The following is an 18979-nucleotide window of genomic DNA, read 5'->3' as shown; positions in this document are numbered from 1 at the left end:
AGGGTGTACAAGCTCTGCTTCTTCGTCCCGGCCAGCCATCTGGACGTGGTCAAAAGCGCCGTATTCGCTGCCGGAGGCGGGCGAATCGGCGACTACGACCACTGCGCCTGGCAAGTGCTGGGCCTGGGCCAGTTTCGCCCGTTGGACGGCAGCCAGCCGTTCATTGGCGAGGCAGGGCGGGTCGAGCAGGTCGAGGAATGGAAGGTCGAGCTGGTGGTGGCCGATGAATCGATCCGCCCAGTGGTGGAGGCGCTGAAACACAGCCATCCCTACGAGACACCGGCGTATGAAGTGTGGCGGTTGGAGGATTTCTGATCTTCCCCGCTTAAATGAAAAACCCGCTGATTGCTTCAGCGGGTTTTTTGTTGTCCGCGATTCTGTGTACACGAACTCCTTGTGGCGAGGGAGCTTGCTCCCGCTCGGTTGCGTAGCAACCGCCAAAGCTTGGGGCCGCTGCGCGACCCAGCGGGAGCAAGCTCCCTCGCCACGGGATTGGTGTGTCAGCCACTGAAGGTTTTAGCCTTGACCTCGTTCCGATTCGCAACCGACTCCAGAGCCTGCCACACCCCCGGCGCTTTCTCTCCCAGCAACAAATGCCACACATCATCCGCCAGCGGGCTAACCCCCTGACAGCCAAGCGCCTTGAGCCGGCTTTCCGACAACCCCTTGCCATCGGCCAACTGCACGCGCAAACGGCTCATCGCCACGCAATCGAGTTGCAGCACATTCCCGCCACCGCCCAGGGCCGCTAGCCATTGCTGTGCTTCGGCTTCCGAGACAATTGTCGTTAAGGCCGGCTCGACCACGGCGTTCGCGGGCGCACTGACTGGCGTATCGGAAGAGGAAGAGGGCAACGCCTGGCGAATTTCATCGGCGATGCTGTCGGCCATCGGCCCAACCACCACTTGCAAGCTGCCGCCGTTGCCAGGGCGGACCACGGCCATGGCGCCGAGGGCCTTGAGCTGGGCGTCGGACGCCTTGTTGCGATCCACCATGTCCAGCCGCAGTCGCGTGGTGCAGGCGCCAATCGTGATTATGTTCTCGGCACCGCCCAGCGCCTGGATATAGGCAGCGGCGCGCTGGTTTTCGGCGATGACCGGCGCGTCGCCCGCCGGCACCTCCTCCCGACCTGGGGTCTTGAGGTCGAAGCGGCGGATGCAGAAATCGAACACCAGGTAATAAATCAGCGCGTACGCCAGGCCCACCGGGACGACCAACCAGCCGTTGGTGGATTTACCCCAGCCCAGGACCATGTCGATGAAACCACCCGAGAAGGTGAAGCCCAGGTGAATGTCCAATAGATTGGTCACCGCCATCGACAGCCCGGTGAGCAGTGCGTGCACCAGGTACAGCAGCGGCGCGAGGAACATGAAGGCGAATTCAATCGGTTCGGTGACCCCGGTGAGAAACGAGGTCAGCGCCATGGACAGCAAAATCCCGCCCATGACTTTGCGCCGCTGGGGCAGGGCGTTGCGGTACATCGCCAGGCATGCGGCGGGCAGGCCGAAGAGCATCACTGGGAACATGCCGGTCATGAACTGGCCGCCCTTGGGGTCGCCGGCGAAATAACGGGTCAGGTCACCGGTGACCACCGCGCCGGTTTGCGGGTCGGTAAAACTGCCGAAGATGAACCAGGCCATGTTGTTGAGGATGTGGTGCAGGCCGGTGACGATCAGCAACCGATTGAACACGCCGAAGACGAACGCGCCGAAGCTGCCGCTGGCCATCAGCAGTTCGCCAAAGGTGTTGATGCCGTGCTGGATCGGCGGCCAGACCAGGCCGAACACCAGGCCCAGGCCCACGGCGCTGAAGCCGGTGACGATCGGCACAAAGCGCCGTCCGCCAAAAAACGCCAGGTATTCCGGCAGCTTGATGTCCTTGAAGCGGTTGTACAGCGCGCCGGCCAACAGGCCGCTGATGATCCCGGCAAGCATGCCCATGTTGATGGTCGCGTCGAGCACCTTCAGCGTCGCGATCATCACCAGGTAGCCGATGGCCCCGGCCAGCCCGGCCGTGCCGTTGTTGTCCCGGGCGAAACCCACGGCGATGCCGATGGCGAAGATCATCGGCAGGTTGGCGAAAATCGCTTCCCCAGCGTCGTGGATGATCGCGATGTTCAACAGGTCCGTGTCACCCAGGCGCAGCAGCAGGCCGGCAATCGGCAGGATCGCGATGGGCAGCATCAGCGCCCGGCCGAGGCGTTGCAGCCCTTCAATGAAATGCTGGTACATGGCGTCTCTCCTTTTATTGTTCTTCGACGTGGCTCAGCCCAAAGGCCAGTGTTGGTGACAGGCCTGGCGCACGGCGGCGGCACTGGCCAGGTTCAGCAAATCGGTACTGGCGTCGCGGCACTGGCCGGCGTCGAGGTGACGCACGCGGTCCTTGATCTCGCCGACCTGCGGCGGGCTGACCGACAGCTCCCGTACGCCCAGCCCGATCAGCACCGGCGTCGCCAGGGGATCCGAAGCCAGGGCGCCGCACACGCCGACCCAACGGCCATGCCTGGCGGCGCCGGCGCAGGTTTGGGCGATCAGCCGCAACAGCGCCGGGTGCAAGGCATCGACTCGGGCGGCGAGGCCGGCGTGGTCGCGGTCCATGGCGAGGGTGTATTGGGAAAGGTCATTGGTGCCGATGGACAGGAAGTCCGCGTGCTCGGCCAGTTGTTCGGCCAGCAAGGCGGCGGCCGGCACTTCGATCATCACCCCCAGTTGTGGGCGTTCGCTCAACCCGAGTTCGGCGCCCAGCGCATCGAGGCGCTGGCGGATGTGCAGTAGCTCGTCGACCTCGGTGACCATCGGCAACAAGATCCGGCAACGGTGCAGCGGGCGGGTTTGCAGCAGGGCGCGCAGTTGTTGATCCAGCAGATCCGGGCGCACCTGGACCAGGCGAATGCCTCGCAGGCCGAGCACCGGGTTGGCTTCGGCAGGCAGCGGCAGGTAGTCCAATTGCTTGTCGCCGCCGACGTCGATGGTGCGGATGATCACCGGCCTGTCGCCCATGGCATCGAGCACGGCTTGATAGGCCTGGCGTTGCTCTTCTTCGTCCGGTGCGGTGTGGCGATCGACGAAGAGAAATTCGCTGCGCAGCAAGCCAACGCCATCGGCACCGTTGGCGAAGGCCTGGTCGGCTTCGACGCTGGAAGCTACGTTGGCGGCGACTTCAACCTCCACCCCATCAACGGTGCACGCCGGCACGTCGGCGAGGGTCTGTTGCTGGGCGCGCAGGGCTGCTCGTCGGGTCTGTGCTTGCCGCACCTGCGCCAGGCGCTCGGCGCTTGGCGTGAGTTCGAGGCGGCCACCGTCAGCGTCCAGCACCACCGATTGCCCTGGCGTCTGTGCAAGCAGCGCCTCGCCCAACGCCACCAGGCAGGGCAGGCCTTTGCCACGGGCGAGGATCGCCACGTGGGACGTCGCGCCGCCCTCGGCCATGCAGACACCGGCCACGCCTTGGGCGCTGAGATGCAGCAGGTCCGACGGGGTCAGCTCCTGGGCGACGACAATGGCGCCCGCCGGCACGTCGAATTGCCAGGCTTCACCCAGCAACGCCCGCAGGACCCGCTGGCGCAGGTCATGTAAATCATTGGCGCGCTCGGCCAGCAGCGCGCTTTGTAGCTGCCGCAGCACTTGGCACTGCGCGTCGATGGACCGGCTCCAGGCGTGGGCCGCCGCGCTGCCTTGCTCGATGGACAGGTACGCGGCATCCAGCAGGACCGGATCTTCCAGCAACGCCAGGTGGGCGCTGAAGATCGCTTGCTCATCGACGTGGCGCCGGGCCTTGGCGTTCTCCAACGTCAACTCGATGTCGCGACTGACGTGCGCCAAGGCATCGCGCAGCCGTTGCCGTTGTTCTGCGACGTCGTGGCCACCGGCATCCTTGGGCAACTGCAGGCCTTCCAGCCGAACCAGTGGTCCGCTGACCAGGCCGGGCGCGGCGCATACGCCGTTCAGCACACCGTCTTCGGCGGTACGGCTGGTGGCCTTGGCCGGCGGCGCCTCGGCATGGGCTTCTTCGGCCAAGGCTGTGGATAACGTCTTCAGCAGCGCCTGCAACGCCGCTTCGGCATCGCTGCCGCGAGAACTGACGTGCACGTCGGCCTGTTCGGTGATCGCCAAGCCCATCATGCCCATCACACTGTCGCAGGACGCCGACCGGCCGCCGAAATGCAGGTGCGAGCGGCTTTTGAAACCCTGTGCAGTCTGGCGAACCAAGGCTGCCGGCCGCGCGTGCAGGCCGCCTCGATGGGCGATACGGACCTGGCCGAACACTTCGACACCGACGTCCGCTTCATCGCCGCGGGTTTCACCCGATGTCTTGCTGACGATGTGCAGCAACGGTTCGCCGACCTTGACCCCTTTAAGCGTGATGGGTCGTGCCTGGAAATGCTCGCCGTTGGTGATGATCAACAGGCTGACCAGGCTTTTGCAGCGCTGTGCCACGCTATCCAGGTCATAGCGCAGCAGTGCCTGGCCGTTGCTGACCCGCGCGCCCTCCTTGACCAGCATGGAAAAGCCGTCGCCCTGCAATTCGACCGTGTCCAGCCCCAGGTGCAGGAGCAGTTCGGCGCCGTTGTCGGCTCGCAGGGTCACGGCGTGGCCGGTGCGGGCGACGTGGATCACCTCGCCGTCACAGGGCGCGTAGAGGGTGTCGTTCAACGGGTCGATGGCGATCCCGTCGCCCATGGCGCCACTGGCGAACACCGCGTCCGGGACATTCGCGAGGGTGAGCACCGGACCGCTGAGCGGGGCGCTGAGGATCAGCTCTTTATTGTTGTTGGGCATGGGCTCGCTCTCTCTTGAAATCTCATTGGCCTTCGATGGAAGAGGGCCGGCGGTTCAGTGGGTCCGGGTGACCTTGCTCAAGTGGCGCGGTCGGTCCGGGTCCAGGCCGCGAGCCACGGCCAGCCTGGCGGCCATGCCATAGAAGCTCTGGATCGCCAGGATCGGGTCCAGGGCCGGGTGTTCGGCGCGGCTCAGCGTCAGGTCGCGCTCGGCGATGTCATCCGGCGCGGCCAGCAAGACCCGGGCGCCGCGCTGGCGCATGTCGGCGGCCAGGCTCAACACCCCAGCCTGCTCGGCGCCGCGCGGGGCAAAAACCAGTAACGGATAGTGCTCGTCGATCAGCGCCATCGGCCCGTGGCGGACCTCGGCGCTGCTGAAGGCTTCGGCCTGGATCGCCGAGGTCTCCTTGAATTTGAGCGCCGCTTCCTGGGCGATGGCGAACCCGGCGCCACGGCCGATCACCATCAAGCGCTGACAGTCACGCAGCGCCTCGACGGCGGCGCTCCAATCCTGACTCGCGGCATCGCGCAGGCCTTCGGGCAGCGCGGTGCCGGCTTCGAGCAACTCGGCGTCGTCTTTCCAGTGGGCCACCAGGCGCGCGCTGGCGCTGAGGGTGGCGATGAAACTCTTGGTGGCGGCGACACTGCTTTCGATGCCGGCGCACAAGGGCACGCTGAATTCGCAAGCCGCCTCCAGCGGAGAATCTTCTGCGTTGACCATCGCCACGCTCAACGCGCCGCGCTTGCGCAACAGGCGCAGGCTGTTCACCAGGTCCGGGCTTTGCCCCGATTGGGAAAACGCGAACGCCACCTGGCCGCTGACCTTCAGCGGCGCCTGCTGCATCGTCACCACCGACATCGGCAGCGAGGCTACCGGTAAGCCCAGTTGGTGCATGGTCAGGTAGGCAAAGTAGCTGGCGGCGTGGTCAGAGCTGCCACGGGCCACGGTCATAGCTACTTGCGGCGGTTGGCGGCGCAAGCGTCCGGCAATCTCTTGCAGGGCGGGGTCCAATTGGCGCAATTGGCGTTCGACGGCCTCGGACGAGGCCAGGGCCTCTTCAAGCATTTTTGAAGACAATGGCTTCTCCTTCGACCATCACGTCGATCAGGTTCAGGGAACGGTCCAGGCGTACGCAATCGGCCCAGGCACCAGGATGCAGGCGTCCACGTTCAGGCAGGCCGAGGTAGTCGGCGGGGAATTGCGACAAGCGCTGCGAGGCTTCGGCGAGGGGCAAGCCAATCTTCACCAGGTTGCGCAGGGCCTGATCCATCGTCAGCGTGCTGCCGGCCAGGGTGCCGTCGGCCAGGCGCACGCCGCCCAGGCATTTGGTCACAGTGTGGCTGCCCAGCTTGTATTCGCCGTCGGGCATGCCGGCCGCGGCCGTGGAATCGGTGACGCAATACAGGCACGGGATCGAGCGCAACGCCACGCGGATAGCGCCGGGGTGCACGTGCAACAGGTCCGGGATCAACTCGGCATATTGCGCATGGGCCAGCGCCGCGCCGACGATGCCTGGCTCGCGGTGATGCAACGGGCTCATGGCGTTGTACAAGTGGGTAAAGCTGCTGGCCCCGGCCGCCAGTGCCGCGACGCCTTCCTCATAGCTGCCCAGCGTGTGACCGATCTGCATGCGCACCCCGCGGGAACTGAGTGCGCGAATCAAGGCGTCGTGGCCGGCGATCTCCGGCGCGATGGTGATCACCCGGATCGGTGCCAACGCCAGGTACGCTTCCACCTCGGCCATCAATGCCGTGTGGGCGAAATTCGGTTGAGCGCCGAGTTTGCCGGGGTTGATGTAGGGGCCTTCCAAATGCACGCCCAGGACGCGCGCGCTGCCGCTGGGCCGCTGTTCGCAAAACTCGCCGAGGGCCTTGAGCACGCCGGCGATTTCCTCGCTCGGCGCGGTCATGGTGGTGGCCAACAGCGACGTGGTGCCGAAGCGCACATGCGTGCGAGCGATGGTCTCGAACGCCGGCGCGCCTTCCATGGTGTCCTTGCCGCCACCGCCGTGCACATGCAGGTCGATGAATCCCGGCAGCAGGTAGGGCAGGTCGTTGCTCGTCGGATCGCAGGGCTGGCCTTCGATGGACACGACCTTGCCGTGTTCATGGAAAAGACGGCCGCGTATCCAGCCGTTGGCGGTGAGGATGTTGTCTTCGAACATGGGAATTCCCTGGTCGTCTAGCGCCGCAGTTCCGCGACAAAGTCGTAGTAATCGTTGCGGCAGTAGGTGTCGGTGACTTCGATGGGCGTGTTGTCTTCCAGGTAGCCGACCCGCGTCATCAGCAGCATCGCGGTGCCGGGGGCGATGCCCACCAAGGCGGCGAATTCGCCCGAGGCATTGATGGCCTGGATGTGTTGCAGGGCGCGCACCACGGGTTTGCCGATGCCGTCGAGGAATTCATAAAGCGAATCGCCCACGGCCTGTGGCTTAGGAATGATCGACGCGGGCAGGGTGCTCATCTCGATGGCCATGACTGTGTCGTCGGCTTTGCGCAGCCGTTTGAGCCGGGCGACTTTGTCATTGGGCGACAGGCCCAGGCGGATCAGTTCTTCGTGGGTCGGCGGGGTGATCTCGCGCTCCAGCCATTGCGAACCCGGCACAAAGCCCTTGAGCCGGAGCATTTCACTGAAGCCGCTGAGGCGTGATAGCGGTTGCTCCAGGCGCGGGGTGATGAACGTTCCGGAACCCTGGTTGCGGCGGATCAGGCCTTGTTCGAACAGCACTTCCAGCGCTTTTCGGGCGGTGACTCGGGAAATGCCCAGTTGCTCGCTCAAGCTGCGTTCGGATGGCATCGCCTGTTCGGCTTTCCATTGGCCGGCGTGGATGGCGGCTTCCAGGTTGCGGGCCAGTTGCAGGTAGAGCGGGGTGGGTTGGGTGTCGTCGGGACGCAGGGTCTGGATGTTGTTCACGTGCGGTGTGTCCGATGCGTTTGTAGGAGTTTTTCGCTCGGTGAATGAGGGGTGAAGCTAATACCACTTGAATACCATGTCAATGTGATCCTCGGCGGGTTTTGGGGAATTGCGGGGTGCTTGGATAAGGTTGGCTTAAAGTGGTATTAGTGGGGGCAGAAGGGGGCGTGAAACTACGGCGCTGGCGGCTGCCTCAGAGGGGCAGTGGTATGCCCGGCCTGTGAGTTGTGAATTTTGATATTTATTTTCTGATGGCGGTGGTGATGGGCTGTTTTCAGCTGGGCGTGTATATCCAATGCCGCCGTTACCGCAGCAACGGATATGCCCCCAATCCAACCCACCCCAAAAGACTACTCGGAAACTTGTGCGAAACATCCATGACCAGATGGATGGTCTGTCAGACGCCCCGAAGTTTCCGACATGTTTTTAAGGTTGTCCGTCGGAAGCGAGGACTCTAGCCTCTGGGTGTCGCTGCCAATTCAGCGACCGGGTTTGACCGTCCGAAAAAATCAAGGGGCAACAGGCCCGGACGTTTTGTCCTGGGCTCCATTAAATTAAAGGAGCTTCAATTGAAAAATAATTCTGACATCCCCAAACCCGCGTCCACCTTCCCCTACGGCGACTACGCCCCCGAAAAACTGAAAGAAGCCGCCAATCGCGCAATGGACCACTACCTCAAGCCCGACGATGAACCAGACCCCCAACCCTCGGTGCAGTTGTTCACCGTATCGGACAACGTTGATACCGAAGCCCTGCTAGCCAACCTCAGCGAAACCCTGGCCTCGGCCAACGCAATGCTCAGTGAACTTGCATTTGGCCTGGAAGGTTCTCGACGACGGGTGGCGTTTGGGGTGGCGCAGATGATTGAGTTGGGAGAATTGTTGACGAACAAAGCGCTGGATCGAGTCGAGCTGCGGACTTGATGCCAACGTAACCTGTGTGGCGAGGGAGCTTGCTCCCGCTGGGCTGCGCAGCTGCCCTGAAACCTGACAGCGCGGTGTGTCAGACAGGGTTGAGTTGCCTGCTTTGGGGTTGCTGCGCAACCCAGCGGGAGCAAGCTCCCTCGCCACAAGAGCTCCCATCCACAGGAGCTCCTTGCCGCAGGAAAGTGGGGTTACGGGCGAATCTCGATCATCGTCCCATCCGGCACCAGGTTCCACACCTCGCGCATGTCCACGTTGCGCATGGCGATGCAGCCATCGGTCCAGTCCAGTGTATGAAACAACTGCTCTGGGTTCTCTTCCGAATCCGGGGTGCCGTGGATCATGATCATGCCTCCCGGCTCCACGCCTTCGCGGCGGGCGCGGGCGGCGTCGCTGATGTTGGGGTAGGAAATATGCATCGACAGGTAGAAACGGTCGCTGGTCTTGCGCCAGTCCAGCCAATAAAAACCCTCGGGAGTGCGCTTGTCGCCTTCGATCAACTTGGGGCCTTTCTTGGCGCCTTTGCCCAAGGAGATGCGATACGTCTTGAGGGGCTTGCCGTCGTTGATCAATTGCAATTGATGGGCGGACTTGAGCACCAGGACTTTTTCAATAACCTTGCCATTGTAGGTTCCCACGGCAGCGGCTTGGGACACAGCGGTAAACGACAGGCAGAACAGGACAAGCAACCAGCGCATTGAAACGATATCCCTAGAGGTGTCGCGGCTATATTGGATTTTTTAAGTGTTGGCAGGCTGAGCAAGCGGCGGTATCGACTCGGATCGCACCGGGTAATCCTCGGCTCGCCGGTCTGCGTAGAAGTATTCTAGGGTACGGCCCACCGTGCGGAAAGCCAGCTCGTCCCATGGGATGTCGGCTTCTTCGAACAATTGCACTTCCAGGCTCTCGGGCCCGGCGGCGAAATCCACGTCCACCAGTTCGGCGCGGAAGAATACATGCACCTGGCTGATGTGCGGTACGTCGATCAGCGTATAGATGTTCAAGTTTCGGACCCTGGCGCAGGCCTCCTCGGCGGTTTCACGGACGGCGGCCTGTTCGACGGTTTCGCCGTTCTCCATAAAACCGGCCGGCAAGGTCCAATAGCCGCGTCGAGGTTCGATGGCGCGTCGACATAAAAGCACCTTGGAGCCCCAAGTCGGTACGCAACCGGCCACGATGTTGGGGTTCTGGTAGTGAATGGTGTGACAGATGTCGCAGACAAAGCGCAGGCGCGAGTCGCCCTCGGGTATGCGCTGGGTCACCGGGTTACCGCACTGGCTGCAGAATTTCATGCTTGGATTCCTGGAGGCTGCGCCTATCTTGGCGTGTGCGCACGGGTATCGGCAAGTTGTCGTTTCGCGACATGACGCCGTTTCGGGGCTTGGGCCGCTTGCGTGATTGGTGCATGATGCAAGGTAGCGAATAAATCGAGAAGTCTCATGCTGGACGAGCTACTGCATCGAGTAAGCAACCATACCCCACGCGATCTGGAGACCGATCGGCGCTTCCCGGAAGCAGCGGTGCTGGTGCCGATTACCCGCAGCGGCGAGCCGGAACTGGTCCTCACGTTGCGCGCCAGCGGGTTATCGACCCACGGCGGCGAAGTAGCGTTCCCTGGCGGGCGCCGCGACCCGGAAGACCCTGACCTGATCTTCACAGCCCTGCGCGAAGCCGAGGAAGAGATCGGCCTGCCGCCCGGGCTGGTGGAAGTGATCGGGCCCCTCAGCCCTTTGATTTCGCTGCACGGCATCAAGGTCACGCCCTATGTCGGCGTGATTCCGGATTACGTCGAGTACCAGGCCAACGACGCCGAGATCGCCGCGGTGTTCAGTGTGCCGCTGGAGTTCTTCCGCAAGGATCCGCGCGAACACACCCACCGCATCGATTATCAGGGATGCAGTTGGTATGTACCCAGCTACCGGTTCGGCGAATACAAGATATGGGGCCTGACTGCAATCATGATCGTGGAACTGGTCAACCTGCTGTACGACGCCGATATCGACTTGCACGCGCCACCCAAGAGCTTCATCAATACCTGACGCCCCCGAGGACTTTCATGAAATACCGCCTGGGCGATGCCCGTGTCGAAACTCACCCGCAGAGCTGGGTTGCACCCAACGCCACGTTGGTGGGCAAGGTTCGCCTCGAAGAGGGCGCCAATGTCTGGTTCAACGCCGTGCTGCGTGGCGACAACGAGTTGATCCTGATCGGCAAGAACAGCAACGTGCAGGACGGCACCGTGATGCACACGGACATGGGCTATCCGTTGACCATCGGCACCGGCGTGACCATCGGCCACAACGCCATGCTTCACGGCTGCACGGTGGGCGACTACAGCCTGATCGGCATCAACGCGGTGATTCTCAACGGCGCGAAGATCGGCAAGAACTGCATCATCGGCGCCAACTCGCTGATCGGCGAAGGCAAGGAAATTCCCGACGGTTCGCTGGTGATGGGCTCGCCGGGCAAGGTTGTGCGAGAACTGACCGAGGCCCAGAAAAAAATGCTCGAAGCCAGCGCGGCGCACTATGTGCACAATTCGCAGCGCTATGCCCGCGACTTGGCCGAGCAGGAACAATGAACACGCCCGAACGCCCGGTTCCCTCGCCCTGCGTAAACATCTGCGCGCTGGACGATGACGACATCTGCACCGGCTGCCAGCGCACTGTCGCGGAAATCACCCGTTGGAGCCGGATGGACAACGACGAACGACGCGGGGTCCTGGCGTTGTGTCATGAACGGGCCAAGGCCAGTGGGTTGGTGTGGATGTTGCCGACAAAGCGCGGATTGTGAATACGTTCCCCTGTGGCGAGGGAGCTTGCTCCCGCTGGGTCGCGTAGCGACCCCAAAGCAGGCGACTTAATCTGCCTGACACACCGGGTTGTCGGGTTCAGGGCTGCTGCGCAACCCAGCGGGAGCAAGCTCCCTCGCCACAAAAGCTTTTTATCCGCAGTTCCGTCAGTACGATCGTCGCCCCAACCACCGATCCAACCCCACCACCCCCAGCGCAATCCCGACAAACCCCGCCAATATTCCTCCGGCATTGACCAACACCTGTGGATAACCCAGGTTCGCCACGTCAATGAAGGGGTAGGGATAGGCCGCGAGTAAACCCCCGCGAAACAGGACGTAGCCGAAGTACACCAGCGGATAAATCACCCAAAGCCCGATATGGCCCAGGCGCAGGGTACCTTTGGGTACACACCGCCACCAATAGATGAGGAACAGCACGGGCATCACGTCGTGCAGCAGTTCATCGGCGACGAATTGCCAGCCTTCGGGTTGCCAGAGGTGGCGCAGCAGCAGGTTATAGGCCAGGCCGACCAGGGCGATGCTCACGGCAATGCCGCTGCGAACCGCCGGTCGCAGGAACCAGCGCCGTGCCGCTGACTCGCGGCGAGTCAGTTCCCAGGTCAGCACCACGGCTGCCAGGGTATTAGTCAGTACCGTGAAGAAACTCAAGAAGTTCACCAGGCCGCCCAACAGGCTCGCGCCCAATTCCCAGCGACCGAGCAGGATCAGGTAAAGCTGGATGCTTAATCCCATCCAGCCAAGCAAGGCCAGCGTCGCCACGAACCCGGTTCGCCTGCTCACGATTCAGACTGGCCGTTTAGTGCGCATCAGCTTGATGTAAAGACGCTCGACTTTCTCTCGCGCCCACGGCGTCTTGCGCAGGAAGGTCAGGCTCGACTTGATGCTCGGGTCGCTCTTGAAGCAACGGATGTCGATGCGTTCGGCCAGGCCTGACCATTCATAGTGTTGCACCAGGGCGTTGAGGATTTGCTCCAGCGTGACGCCGTGCAGCGGGTTGTTGTTCGATTCGGTCATGGCAGGCCTGCGCGAAAAGGCTGTAAAGCCGCGCACCTTAGCCGAGGTGCCCTCGTGGTGGAAGCATAGCCTTCATCGTCACCCCCCGAGCCAGGCACACTGTTACCGATTCCGAGATGATTCATGTCAACAAAAGCGCTTTCTCTATTTGTAACAGGACATTATCCTTGCGCCGCTTGCTGAAACGTTTCTTCTGGTGTGCCAGAGCCTCTGCGTCCCGCTCATTCCTGCTGGGAAGCTTCTTTTTATGCCTATGTTAATGCCCAGAAAGACAGCGCTGTCTTTGCTGGAAAAACCTGTGGGAGCCTGCTCGCGATTGCGGCCTGGCAATCGACATCGCGATTGAATGTGGAATTGCAATCGCGAGCAGGCTCGTTCCCACAGAGGAATCGCACAAACCGAATACCTTTTTCAACTGAACCAAGCCCGCATCAGATCGTCATCTAAAGTGACACCTTGCGCGGGACTCTTTAAAACGACACGGAGAATCACACTATGAGCACTGAGGGTGCTTTGAGTCGAAGCCGTCTGTTACCGAGCCTGCTCGGCATTCTGCTTCTATTGATGGGCCTGGCCCTGCTGGCCGGGGGAATCAAGCTGAGCACGCTCGGCGGCTCGTGGTATTACCTGCTGGCCGGTGTCGGCCTGGCGGTCACGGGCGTACTGCTGATCCTGGCCCGTCGTGCGGCGTTGGGGCTGTACGCACTGGTGCTGTTCGCCAGTACGGTCTGGGCGCTGTGGGAAGTGGGCTTGGACTGGTGGCAACTGGTGCCGCGCCTGGCGATGCTGTTTGCCTTGGGCATCGTCATGCTCCTGCCATGGTTCCGCCGCCCGCTGCTGATCGCCAATGCCTCGGTCATGGGCTCCCGCGCATTGGGCGCCGCCGTGGTCATCGCCGGTATCGCCGCGCTCGCCAGCCAGTTCACCAACCCGGGTGAAATCAAGGGCCAACTGGACCGCGACAGCGTGCCGGGCATGACCAATACCGCACCGGCCATGCCGGACGGCGACTGGAATTCCTACGGGCGCAGCGCTCATGGCGACCGCTATTCGCCGCTGGCGCAGATCACCCCTGAGAACGTCGGCAAGTTGAAGGAAGCCTGGTCCTATCGCACCGGCGATCTGCCAGGGCCGAACGACCCGGGTGAAACCACTGCCGAAAATACCCCGTTGAAGGTCAACGGTATGCTCTATGTGTGCACGCCTCACAGCCAGGTGATTGCCCTGGAGCCTGAAACCGGCAAGGAAATCTGGCGTTTCGATCCGAAGCTTTCCACGCAAAAAGCGGAGAACTTCAAGGGTTGGGCCCACATGACTTGCCGTGGCGTGACCTACCACGATGACGCCGTGTACGCCTCCGCCGAGCAGAGCCCGACCGGCGCCGCGAGCACCACGCCGGCCAGCACCGTTTGCCCGCGACGCATCTTCCTGCCGACCGCCGACACCCGCCTGATCGCCCTCAACGCCGATACCGGCAAGATGTGCGAAGACTTCGGCGACAAGGGCCAGGTCGACCTGACCGCCAACATCGGCGGCTTCACGGCCGGCGGTTACTATTCCACCTCGCCCCCGGCGGTGACCCAGAACCTGGTGGTGATCGGCGGCCACGTTACCGATAACGTCTCCACCGATGAGCCAAGCGGTGTGATTCGCGCCTACGACGTGCACACCGGCCAACTGGTGTGGAACTGGGACAGCGGCAACCCGGACGACACCACGCCGATTGCCGAAGGCAAGACCTACACCCGCAACTCGCCGAACATGTGGTCGATGTTCAGTGTTGATGAAAAACTCGGCATGCTCTATCTGCCGATGGGCAACCAGACTCCCGACCAGTTCGGCGGATTCCGTACACCGGAGTCGGAAAAATACGCTGCCGGCCTGACCGCTCTCGACATCGCCACCGGCAAGGTGCGCTGGTATTTCCAATTCACCCACCACGACCTGTGGGACATGGACGTCGGTGGTCAACCGACCCTGATGGACCTGAAAACCGCAGACGGCGTGAAACCGGCCGTGCTGGCCTCGACCAAGCAGGGCAGCATCTACGTGCTGGACCGCAGCAACGGCCAGCCGATCGTGCCGATCAAGGAAATCCCGGTGCCGCAAGGCGCGGTGGAAGGCGACTTCACCTCGCCGACCCAACCGATGTCCGACCTGAACTTCGTGCCGCCGGTCCTTAAAGAGCGCGACATGTGGGGCGTGACCCCGTTCGACCAGATGCTGTGCCGGATCGACTTCAAGTCGCTGCGTTATGACGGCATGTTCACACCGCCGTCGCTGCAAGGCTCGATCGTCTATCCTGGCAACTTTGGCGTATTCGACTGGGGCGGCATTTCGGTGGACCCGGTGCGCCAGATCGCCTTCGTCAACCCGAGCTACATGGCATTCAAGTCGAAACTGGTGCCGGCGGCGGAAGTGGCAGGCGGCCCGGGTCGCAAGAGCGAAACCGAAGGCGTGCAGCCGAACAAAGGCGCGCCGTACGGCGTGATCCTCGAAGCGCTGCTGTCGCCCATGGGCCTGCCATGCCAGGCGCCGGCCTGGGGTTATGTCGCGGCAGTCGACCTGACCAACAACAAGACTCTGTGGAAGCACAAGAACGGCACCGTGCGCGACAGCTCGCCGGTACCGATCCCGCTGAGCATGGGTGTACCAAGCCTGGGCGGCACGTTCACCACCGCTAGCGGCCTGGCGTTCCTGAGCGGAACGCTGGACCAGTACCTGCGCGCCTACGACGTGAAGAACGGCAAGCAGCTGTGGGAAGGCCGCCTGCCCGCCGGCGCCCAGACCACGCCGATGACCTACACCGGCAAGGACGGCAAGCAATACGTGCTGGTCGTTGCCGGTGGTCATGGTTCCCTGGGCACCAAGCAGGGTGACTATGTAATTGCCTACAAGCTGCCGGATTAAACCCGAGCAGCGCTCATGAAAAAGGCGACACCCTGGCGGGTGTCGCCTTTTTTGTACGAAATCTGAACACAAGCCGCTTTTGTGGCGAGGGAGCTTGCTCCCGCTGGGTTGAAGCAGCCCCTGCTTTTGCCAGCCATCACACCATAGGGGATGCTGACGCATCCAGCGGGAGCAAGCTCCCTCGCCACGGGGTTTTGTGTACGAGGTTCTAGAGCTCGATCTGGACCGCCTGCGAAGCCCGGGTCGCCTTGGCGCGGGCGGCTTCGATGGACTCGTCGCGGGCCAAGGCCACGCCCAGGCGGCGTTGGCCGTTGACTTCCGGCTTGCCGAACAGGCGCAGGGCGGTGTCCGGCTCGCTCAGGGCGGCGCCGAGGTTGGCGAAGGCGGTCTGGGTCGACTGACCTTCCACCAAAATCACCGCCGAAGCCGACGGGCCGAACTGGCGGATCAGCGGGATCGGCAGGCCGAGAATGGCGCGGGCGTGCAGGGCGAATTGCGACAGGTCCTGGGATATCAGCGTCACCAGGCCAGTGTCGTGGGGGCGCGGCGAGACTTCGCTGAACCACACTTGATCGCCCTTGATGAACAGCTCGACGCCAAACAGGCCGCGACCACCCAGGGCCTCGGTCACCGCCTTGGCGACGCGTTCGGATTCGGCCAGGGCCACCGGGCTCATGGCCTGGGGCTGCCAGGATTCCTGATAATCGCCTTTTTCCTGGCGATGGCCGACCGGTGCGCAGAACGTGGTGCCGCCGACATGGCGCACGGTGAGCAGGGTGATTTCATAGTCGAAGTCGATGAACCCTTCGATGATGACGCGGCCCTTGCCGGCGCGGCCGCCTTCCTGGGCGTAGTCCCAGGCTTTGTGCACGTCATCGACGCTGCGCAGCAGGCTCTGGCCTTTGCCCGAGGAACTCATCACTGGCTTGACCACACACGGGAAACCCAGGGTCTCGACGGCCTTGCGGTAGTCTTCCACGGTGTCGGCGAAGAAGTACGGCGAGGTCGGCAGATCCAGTTCTTCTGCGGCCAGGCGGCGGATGCCTTCGCGGTTCATGGTCAACTGCGCGGCGCGAGCCGTTGGGATCACGGTGAAGCCTTCGGCTTCCAGTTCCACCAGGGTGGCGGTGGCGATGGCTTCGATTTCCGGCACGATGAAATGCGGCTTCTCGGCTTCGATCACCGCACGCAGGGCGGCGCCGTCGAGCATGTTGATCACATGGCTGCGGTGGGCCACCTGCATGGCCGGTGCGTTGGCATAGCGATCCACGGCAATCACCTCGACGCCCAGGCGCTGCAGTTCGATTACCACTTCCTTGCCCAGCTCGCCGCTGCCACACAACAAAACGCGGGTCGCGGTGGGCGACAATGGGGTTCCGATACGGGTCATCTGAAGGTCCTCAAACAGGAGCAGGTCATCGGGGGCGCGCGCCGGGCGTGCTTCCCATGGGGAGAAAGCGCGGCATTTTACATGAACCGCGTCAGCCGGCGATGGCCTGTTTGCGCAGACGCCAGGCCATGATCAGCCAAACGGCCGTCACCCCGGCGAATTTCGAGAGCAGGGCAGTGATCACCACGGCGGGCGTCAGGGCGTCGATCAGGCCGAAGAAAATGAACGTGTCGATGGGGATGCTCAGGGCCGAACTGATCCACAACCGGTCATGGAGCGGGCGCTTGGTGATCGTGAACACCAGCCAGTCGATGCACTCGGACACCGCGAACGCGGTGGCGCTGGCCAGGGCAATGGTCGGGTCCGAGGTGACATAGGACAACACCAGCGCCGCCAGCATCGCCACGATGGCACCATGGCCGAAACGGGTCTGCACCATGTCCCGCAGGATAAATACCAGCCCGCCCCAGGCCGACCAGATGATGTCCAGGTGCGGCGCGGCGGAAAAGGCGAAGTTGATCAGCACGACGCTGCTGATGTAGGCAAGCAGGAAAAGCATGGGGCCGGGTACCTGGTGGGTTGGGATGTAGGGCGAAACGACCGTGGCGAGGGAGCTTGCTCCCGCTGGGCTGCAAAGCAGCCCCAAAACCTGGCAACTCGGTGGATCAGATAGTCGAGATGACTGCTTGGGGGGGCTGCTGCGCAGCCCAGCGGGAGCAAGCTCCCTCGCCACAAGAGCCATTAGTGTCAAGAAGGGTACTTCAGCAGCAAGCCGTCCCTCAATCTTCCTCGCTGTCATCCAGCTTCCAATACCCCACCGCCTTCACGAAATCCTGGTCCAGGCCTTTCTCCTCCAGCAACACCTTGCGAATCTGCCGCGACACCTTGCTCTCGGTCGCGACCCAGGCGTACAGCTTGCCGCCGGGCATGTCCAACTGTTGCACGGTGCGCAGCAGGTTGTCCTGGCGACCCTCGCGCAGCACCCAGATCACATGCACCTGCGCCGGGCTTTGGAGAACCTGCTGCTCGGCGCCGTTTTCCACTTCCACCACCACCAGCGCCCGCCGATTGGGCGCCAGGCCTTCGAGGCGGCGGGCGATGGCGGGCAGGGCGGTTTCGTCGCCGATCAGCAGGTAGCTGTCGAAGATGTCCGGCACGATCATCGAGCCTCGTGGCCCCGCGATGTAGAGGGATTGCCCTGGCGCCGCCTGGGCCGCCCAGGTCGCGGCCGGGCCGTCGCCGTGGAGCACGAAATCGATGTCCAGCTCCAGGGTGTCCAGGTCGTAGCGGCGCGGCGTGTAGTCGCGCATCGGGGGCATCGGCCCCTGGGCCTTGTCGATGCTGAGGCTGGGGCTAGGGTTGAAATTATCCAGGGCGGCCTGTTCCTCGGCGTTCTGCGGGAACAGCAGTTTCACATGGTCGTCCGTGCCCAGGCTGGTGAACCCGGCCAGTTCCGGTCCGCCGACGGTGATGCGGCGCATGCGTGGGGTCAGGTCCTCGACCCGCAGCACTTGCAGGCGACGGCGTTTGATCTCGTGGCTGACACGGTGAATGGTGTTTGGATCGACTTCGGTCATTGGCTTGACTCCGAGACTGATGGACGGTCGGGGCCGTCGACGATGGCTTTGGCGGTGGCGTCGAGCAGGTCGCGCACTCGCTGGATTTCTTCCGGGCTCCAGTGGCCATGATGCTTTTGCAAGGCATGGCGCAGGTTATACACCGCTTCCTGGATTTGCTGGGGACGGTCATGGCCGCGCAACGTGCGCTTGCTGATTTCAATGCGCGTACGCACCTCATCCAGCGCTTCGGCCTGATCCTCAAGGGATAGACGTCCGGCATCGGTCACGCTGTAGCACTTTTTTCCATCTTCGACGCCGCAACTGATCATGGCGTTCAGTTCCAGGAAGGTCAGGGTCGGGTAGATGACGCCTGGGCTGGGGCTGTAGGCACCCTCGAACATGTTCTCTATCCGGCGGATCAGGTCATAGCCGTGGCACGGCTGCTCGGCAATCAGCGCTAGCAACAGCACTTTTAAATCACCGGCGGCGAAGACCCGGGGCGCCCGGCTGCCACGCGAACTTGTAGGGCGTCGTTCGAAACCGTCGTGTTCGTGTTTGGAGGAAGAGTCGGAATGAGAATAAGGGGCGTTCATATGCTGTCTCCGTTCTGCATATAGATAACACTCAGATATATCTTGGATAGATATATCTTTTGACTTGATGGTTTTTTGCAATCTA

General features: G+C 62.7%; 19 protein-coding genes. 6 read left to right on the top strand and 13 right to left on the bottom strand.

Features of this window, described 5'->3' with window-relative positions; translation table 11 throughout:
• Positions 1-3 precede the first annotated feature (3 nt).
• On the top strand, positions 4-315 hold the full coding sequence (cutA, locus tag HU806_RS08275; RefSeq protein ID WP_186610929.1) for a YqfO family protein: 312 nt from the start codon (positions 4-6) through the stop codon (positions 313-315).
• Between the two features lie 185 nt (positions 316-500).
• On the opposite strand, the gene nagE is transcribed toward cutA, so the two are convergent.
• Genes nagE through HU806_RS08250 form a run of 5 tightly spaced genes read right to left on the bottom strand, consistent with a single transcriptional unit; the run spans position 501 to position 7691 of the window.
• Positions 501-2231, bottom strand: a complete 1731-nt coding sequence (gene nagE, locus HU806_RS08270) for an N-acetylglucosamine-specific PTS transporter subunit IIBC (RefSeq protein ID WP_186610928.1) — start codon at positions 2229-2231, stop codon at positions 501-503.
• 33 nt (positions 2232-2264) lie between these two features.
• Entirely contained in the window at positions 2265-4778 is a 2514-nt protein-coding gene (gene ptsP / locus HU806_RS08265) for a phosphoenolpyruvate--protein phosphotransferase (RefSeq protein ID WP_186610927.1), read from the bottom strand.
• Positions 4779-4832: 54 nt separating this feature from the next.
• Entirely contained in the window at positions 4833-5855 is a 1023-nt protein-coding gene (locus HU806_RS08260) for an SIS domain-containing protein (RefSeq protein WP_186610926.1), read from the bottom strand.
• Entirely contained in the window at positions 5836-6942 is a 1107-nt protein-coding gene (nagA, locus tag HU806_RS08255) for an N-acetylglucosamine-6-phosphate deacetylase (RefSeq protein ID WP_186610925.1), read from the bottom strand. Before nagA ends, HU806_RS08260 begins: the two co-directional genes overlap by 20 nt.
• A gap of 17 nt (positions 6943-6959) precedes the next feature.
• The gene (locus tag HU806_RS08250) at positions 6960-7691 is read right to left on the bottom strand and encodes a UTRA domain-containing protein (RefSeq protein WP_186610924.1); all 732 of its coding nucleotides are present in this window, start codon (positions 7689-7691) and stop codon (positions 6960-6962) included.
• Positions 7692-8260: 569 nt separating this feature from the next.
• Between HU806_RS08250 and HU806_RS08245 the strand changes: the two genes are divergently transcribed.
• Entirely contained in the window at positions 8261-8614 is a 354-nt protein-coding gene (locus tag HU806_RS08245; protein ID WP_186610923.1) for a DUF6124 family protein, read from the top strand.
• Between the two features lie 191 nt (positions 8615-8805).
• Here HU806_RS08245 and HU806_RS08240 read toward each other — a convergent pair whose 3' ends face one another.
• Positions 8806-9312, bottom strand: coding sequence for a L,D-transpeptidase family protein (locus HU806_RS08240; RefSeq protein ID WP_053124801.1), 507 nt, complete (start codon positions 9310-9312; stop codon positions 8806-8808).
• A 42-nt stretch (positions 9313-9354) separates the two neighbouring features.
• Positions 9355-9906, bottom strand: coding sequence for an NUDIX hydrolase (locus HU806_RS08235; protein ID WP_186610922.1), 552 nt, complete (start codon positions 9904-9906; stop codon positions 9355-9357).
• A gap of 147 nt (positions 9907-10053) precedes the next feature.
• Between HU806_RS08235 and HU806_RS08230 the strand changes: the two genes are divergently transcribed.
• The 3 genes from HU806_RS08230 to HU806_RS08220 are packed head-to-tail and all read left to right on the top strand — an operon-like array spanning position 10054 to position 11407.
• Entirely contained in the window at positions 10054-10653 is a 600-nt protein-coding gene (locus HU806_RS08230; RefSeq protein WP_186610921.1) for a CoA pyrophosphatase, read from the top strand.
• 17 nt (positions 10654-10670) lie between these two features.
• Positions 10671-11195, top strand: a complete 525-nt coding sequence (locus HU806_RS08225; RefSeq protein WP_058546722.1) for a gamma carbonic anhydrase family protein — start codon at positions 10671-10673, stop codon at positions 11193-11195.
• On the top strand, positions 11192-11407 hold the full coding sequence (locus HU806_RS08220) for a DUF1289 domain-containing protein (protein ID WP_186610920.1): 216 nt from the start codon (positions 11192-11194) through the stop codon (positions 11405-11407). The genes HU806_RS08225 and HU806_RS08220 overlap by 4 nt, the downstream gene beginning before the upstream one ends.
• Before the next feature lie 165 nt (positions 11408-11572).
• Here HU806_RS08220 and HU806_RS08215 read toward each other — a convergent pair whose 3' ends face one another.
• Both HU806_RS08215 and HU806_RS08210 read right to left on the bottom strand, forming a co-directional pair.
• Positions 11573-12160, bottom strand: coding sequence for a Pr6Pr family membrane protein (locus HU806_RS08215; protein WP_186611067.1), 588 nt, complete (start codon positions 12158-12160; stop codon positions 11573-11575).
• A gap of 51 nt (positions 12161-12211) precedes the next feature.
• Positions 12212-12442, bottom strand: a complete 231-nt coding sequence (locus tag HU806_RS08210) for a VF530 family protein (RefSeq protein WP_047228895.1) — start codon at positions 12440-12442, stop codon at positions 12212-12214.
• 495 nt (positions 12443-12937) lie between these two features.
• Here HU806_RS08210 and HU806_RS08205 point away from each other — a divergent pair, with 495 nt between their 5' ends.
• Positions 12938-15352 carry a glucose/quinate/shikimate family membrane-bound PQQ-dependent dehydrogenase gene (locus HU806_RS08205; protein WP_186610919.1) on the top strand — a complete coding sequence of 805 codons (2415 nt, stop codon included), beginning with the start codon at positions 12938-12940 and terminating at the stop codon, positions 15350-15352.
• Between the two features lie 208 nt (positions 15353-15560).
• On the opposite strand, the gene purT is transcribed toward HU806_RS08205, so the two are convergent.
• The 4 genes from purT to HU806_RS08185 form a co-directional block, all read right to left on the bottom strand.
• The gene (gene purT, locus HU806_RS08200; RefSeq protein WP_186610918.1) at positions 15561-16742 is read right to left on the bottom strand and encodes a formate-dependent phosphoribosylglycinamide formyltransferase; all 1182 of its coding nucleotides are present in this window, start codon (positions 16740-16742) and stop codon (positions 15561-15563) included.
• Positions 16743-16833: 91 nt separating this feature from the next.
• A complete protein-coding gene (locus HU806_RS08195) occupies positions 16834-17301 on the bottom strand; it encodes a preQ0 transporter (protein WP_186610917.1) in 468 nt (155 codons plus the stop codon).
• Between the two features lie 220 nt (positions 17302-17521).
• Complete coding sequence (locus HU806_RS08190; RefSeq protein WP_186610916.1) at positions 17522-18319, bottom strand: siderophore-interacting protein; 798 nt, start codon at positions 18317-18319, stop codon at positions 17522-17524.
• Positions 18316-18894, bottom strand: coding sequence for a PadR family transcriptional regulator (locus tag HU806_RS08185; protein WP_186610915.1), 579 nt, complete (start codon positions 18892-18894; stop codon positions 18316-18318). The genes HU806_RS08190 and HU806_RS08185 overlap by 4 nt, the downstream gene beginning before the upstream one ends.
• Between the last annotated feature and the right edge of the window lie 85 nt (positions 18895-18979).

Origin of the sequence: Pseudomonas sp. SWRI154 (assembly GCF_014268645.1) — a bacterium.
GTDB lineage: Bacteria > Pseudomonadota > Gammaproteobacteria > Pseudomonadales > Pseudomonadaceae > Aquipseudomonas > Aquipseudomonas marvdashtae.
This window is presented reverse-complemented; position numbering and strand designations above follow the sequence as displayed.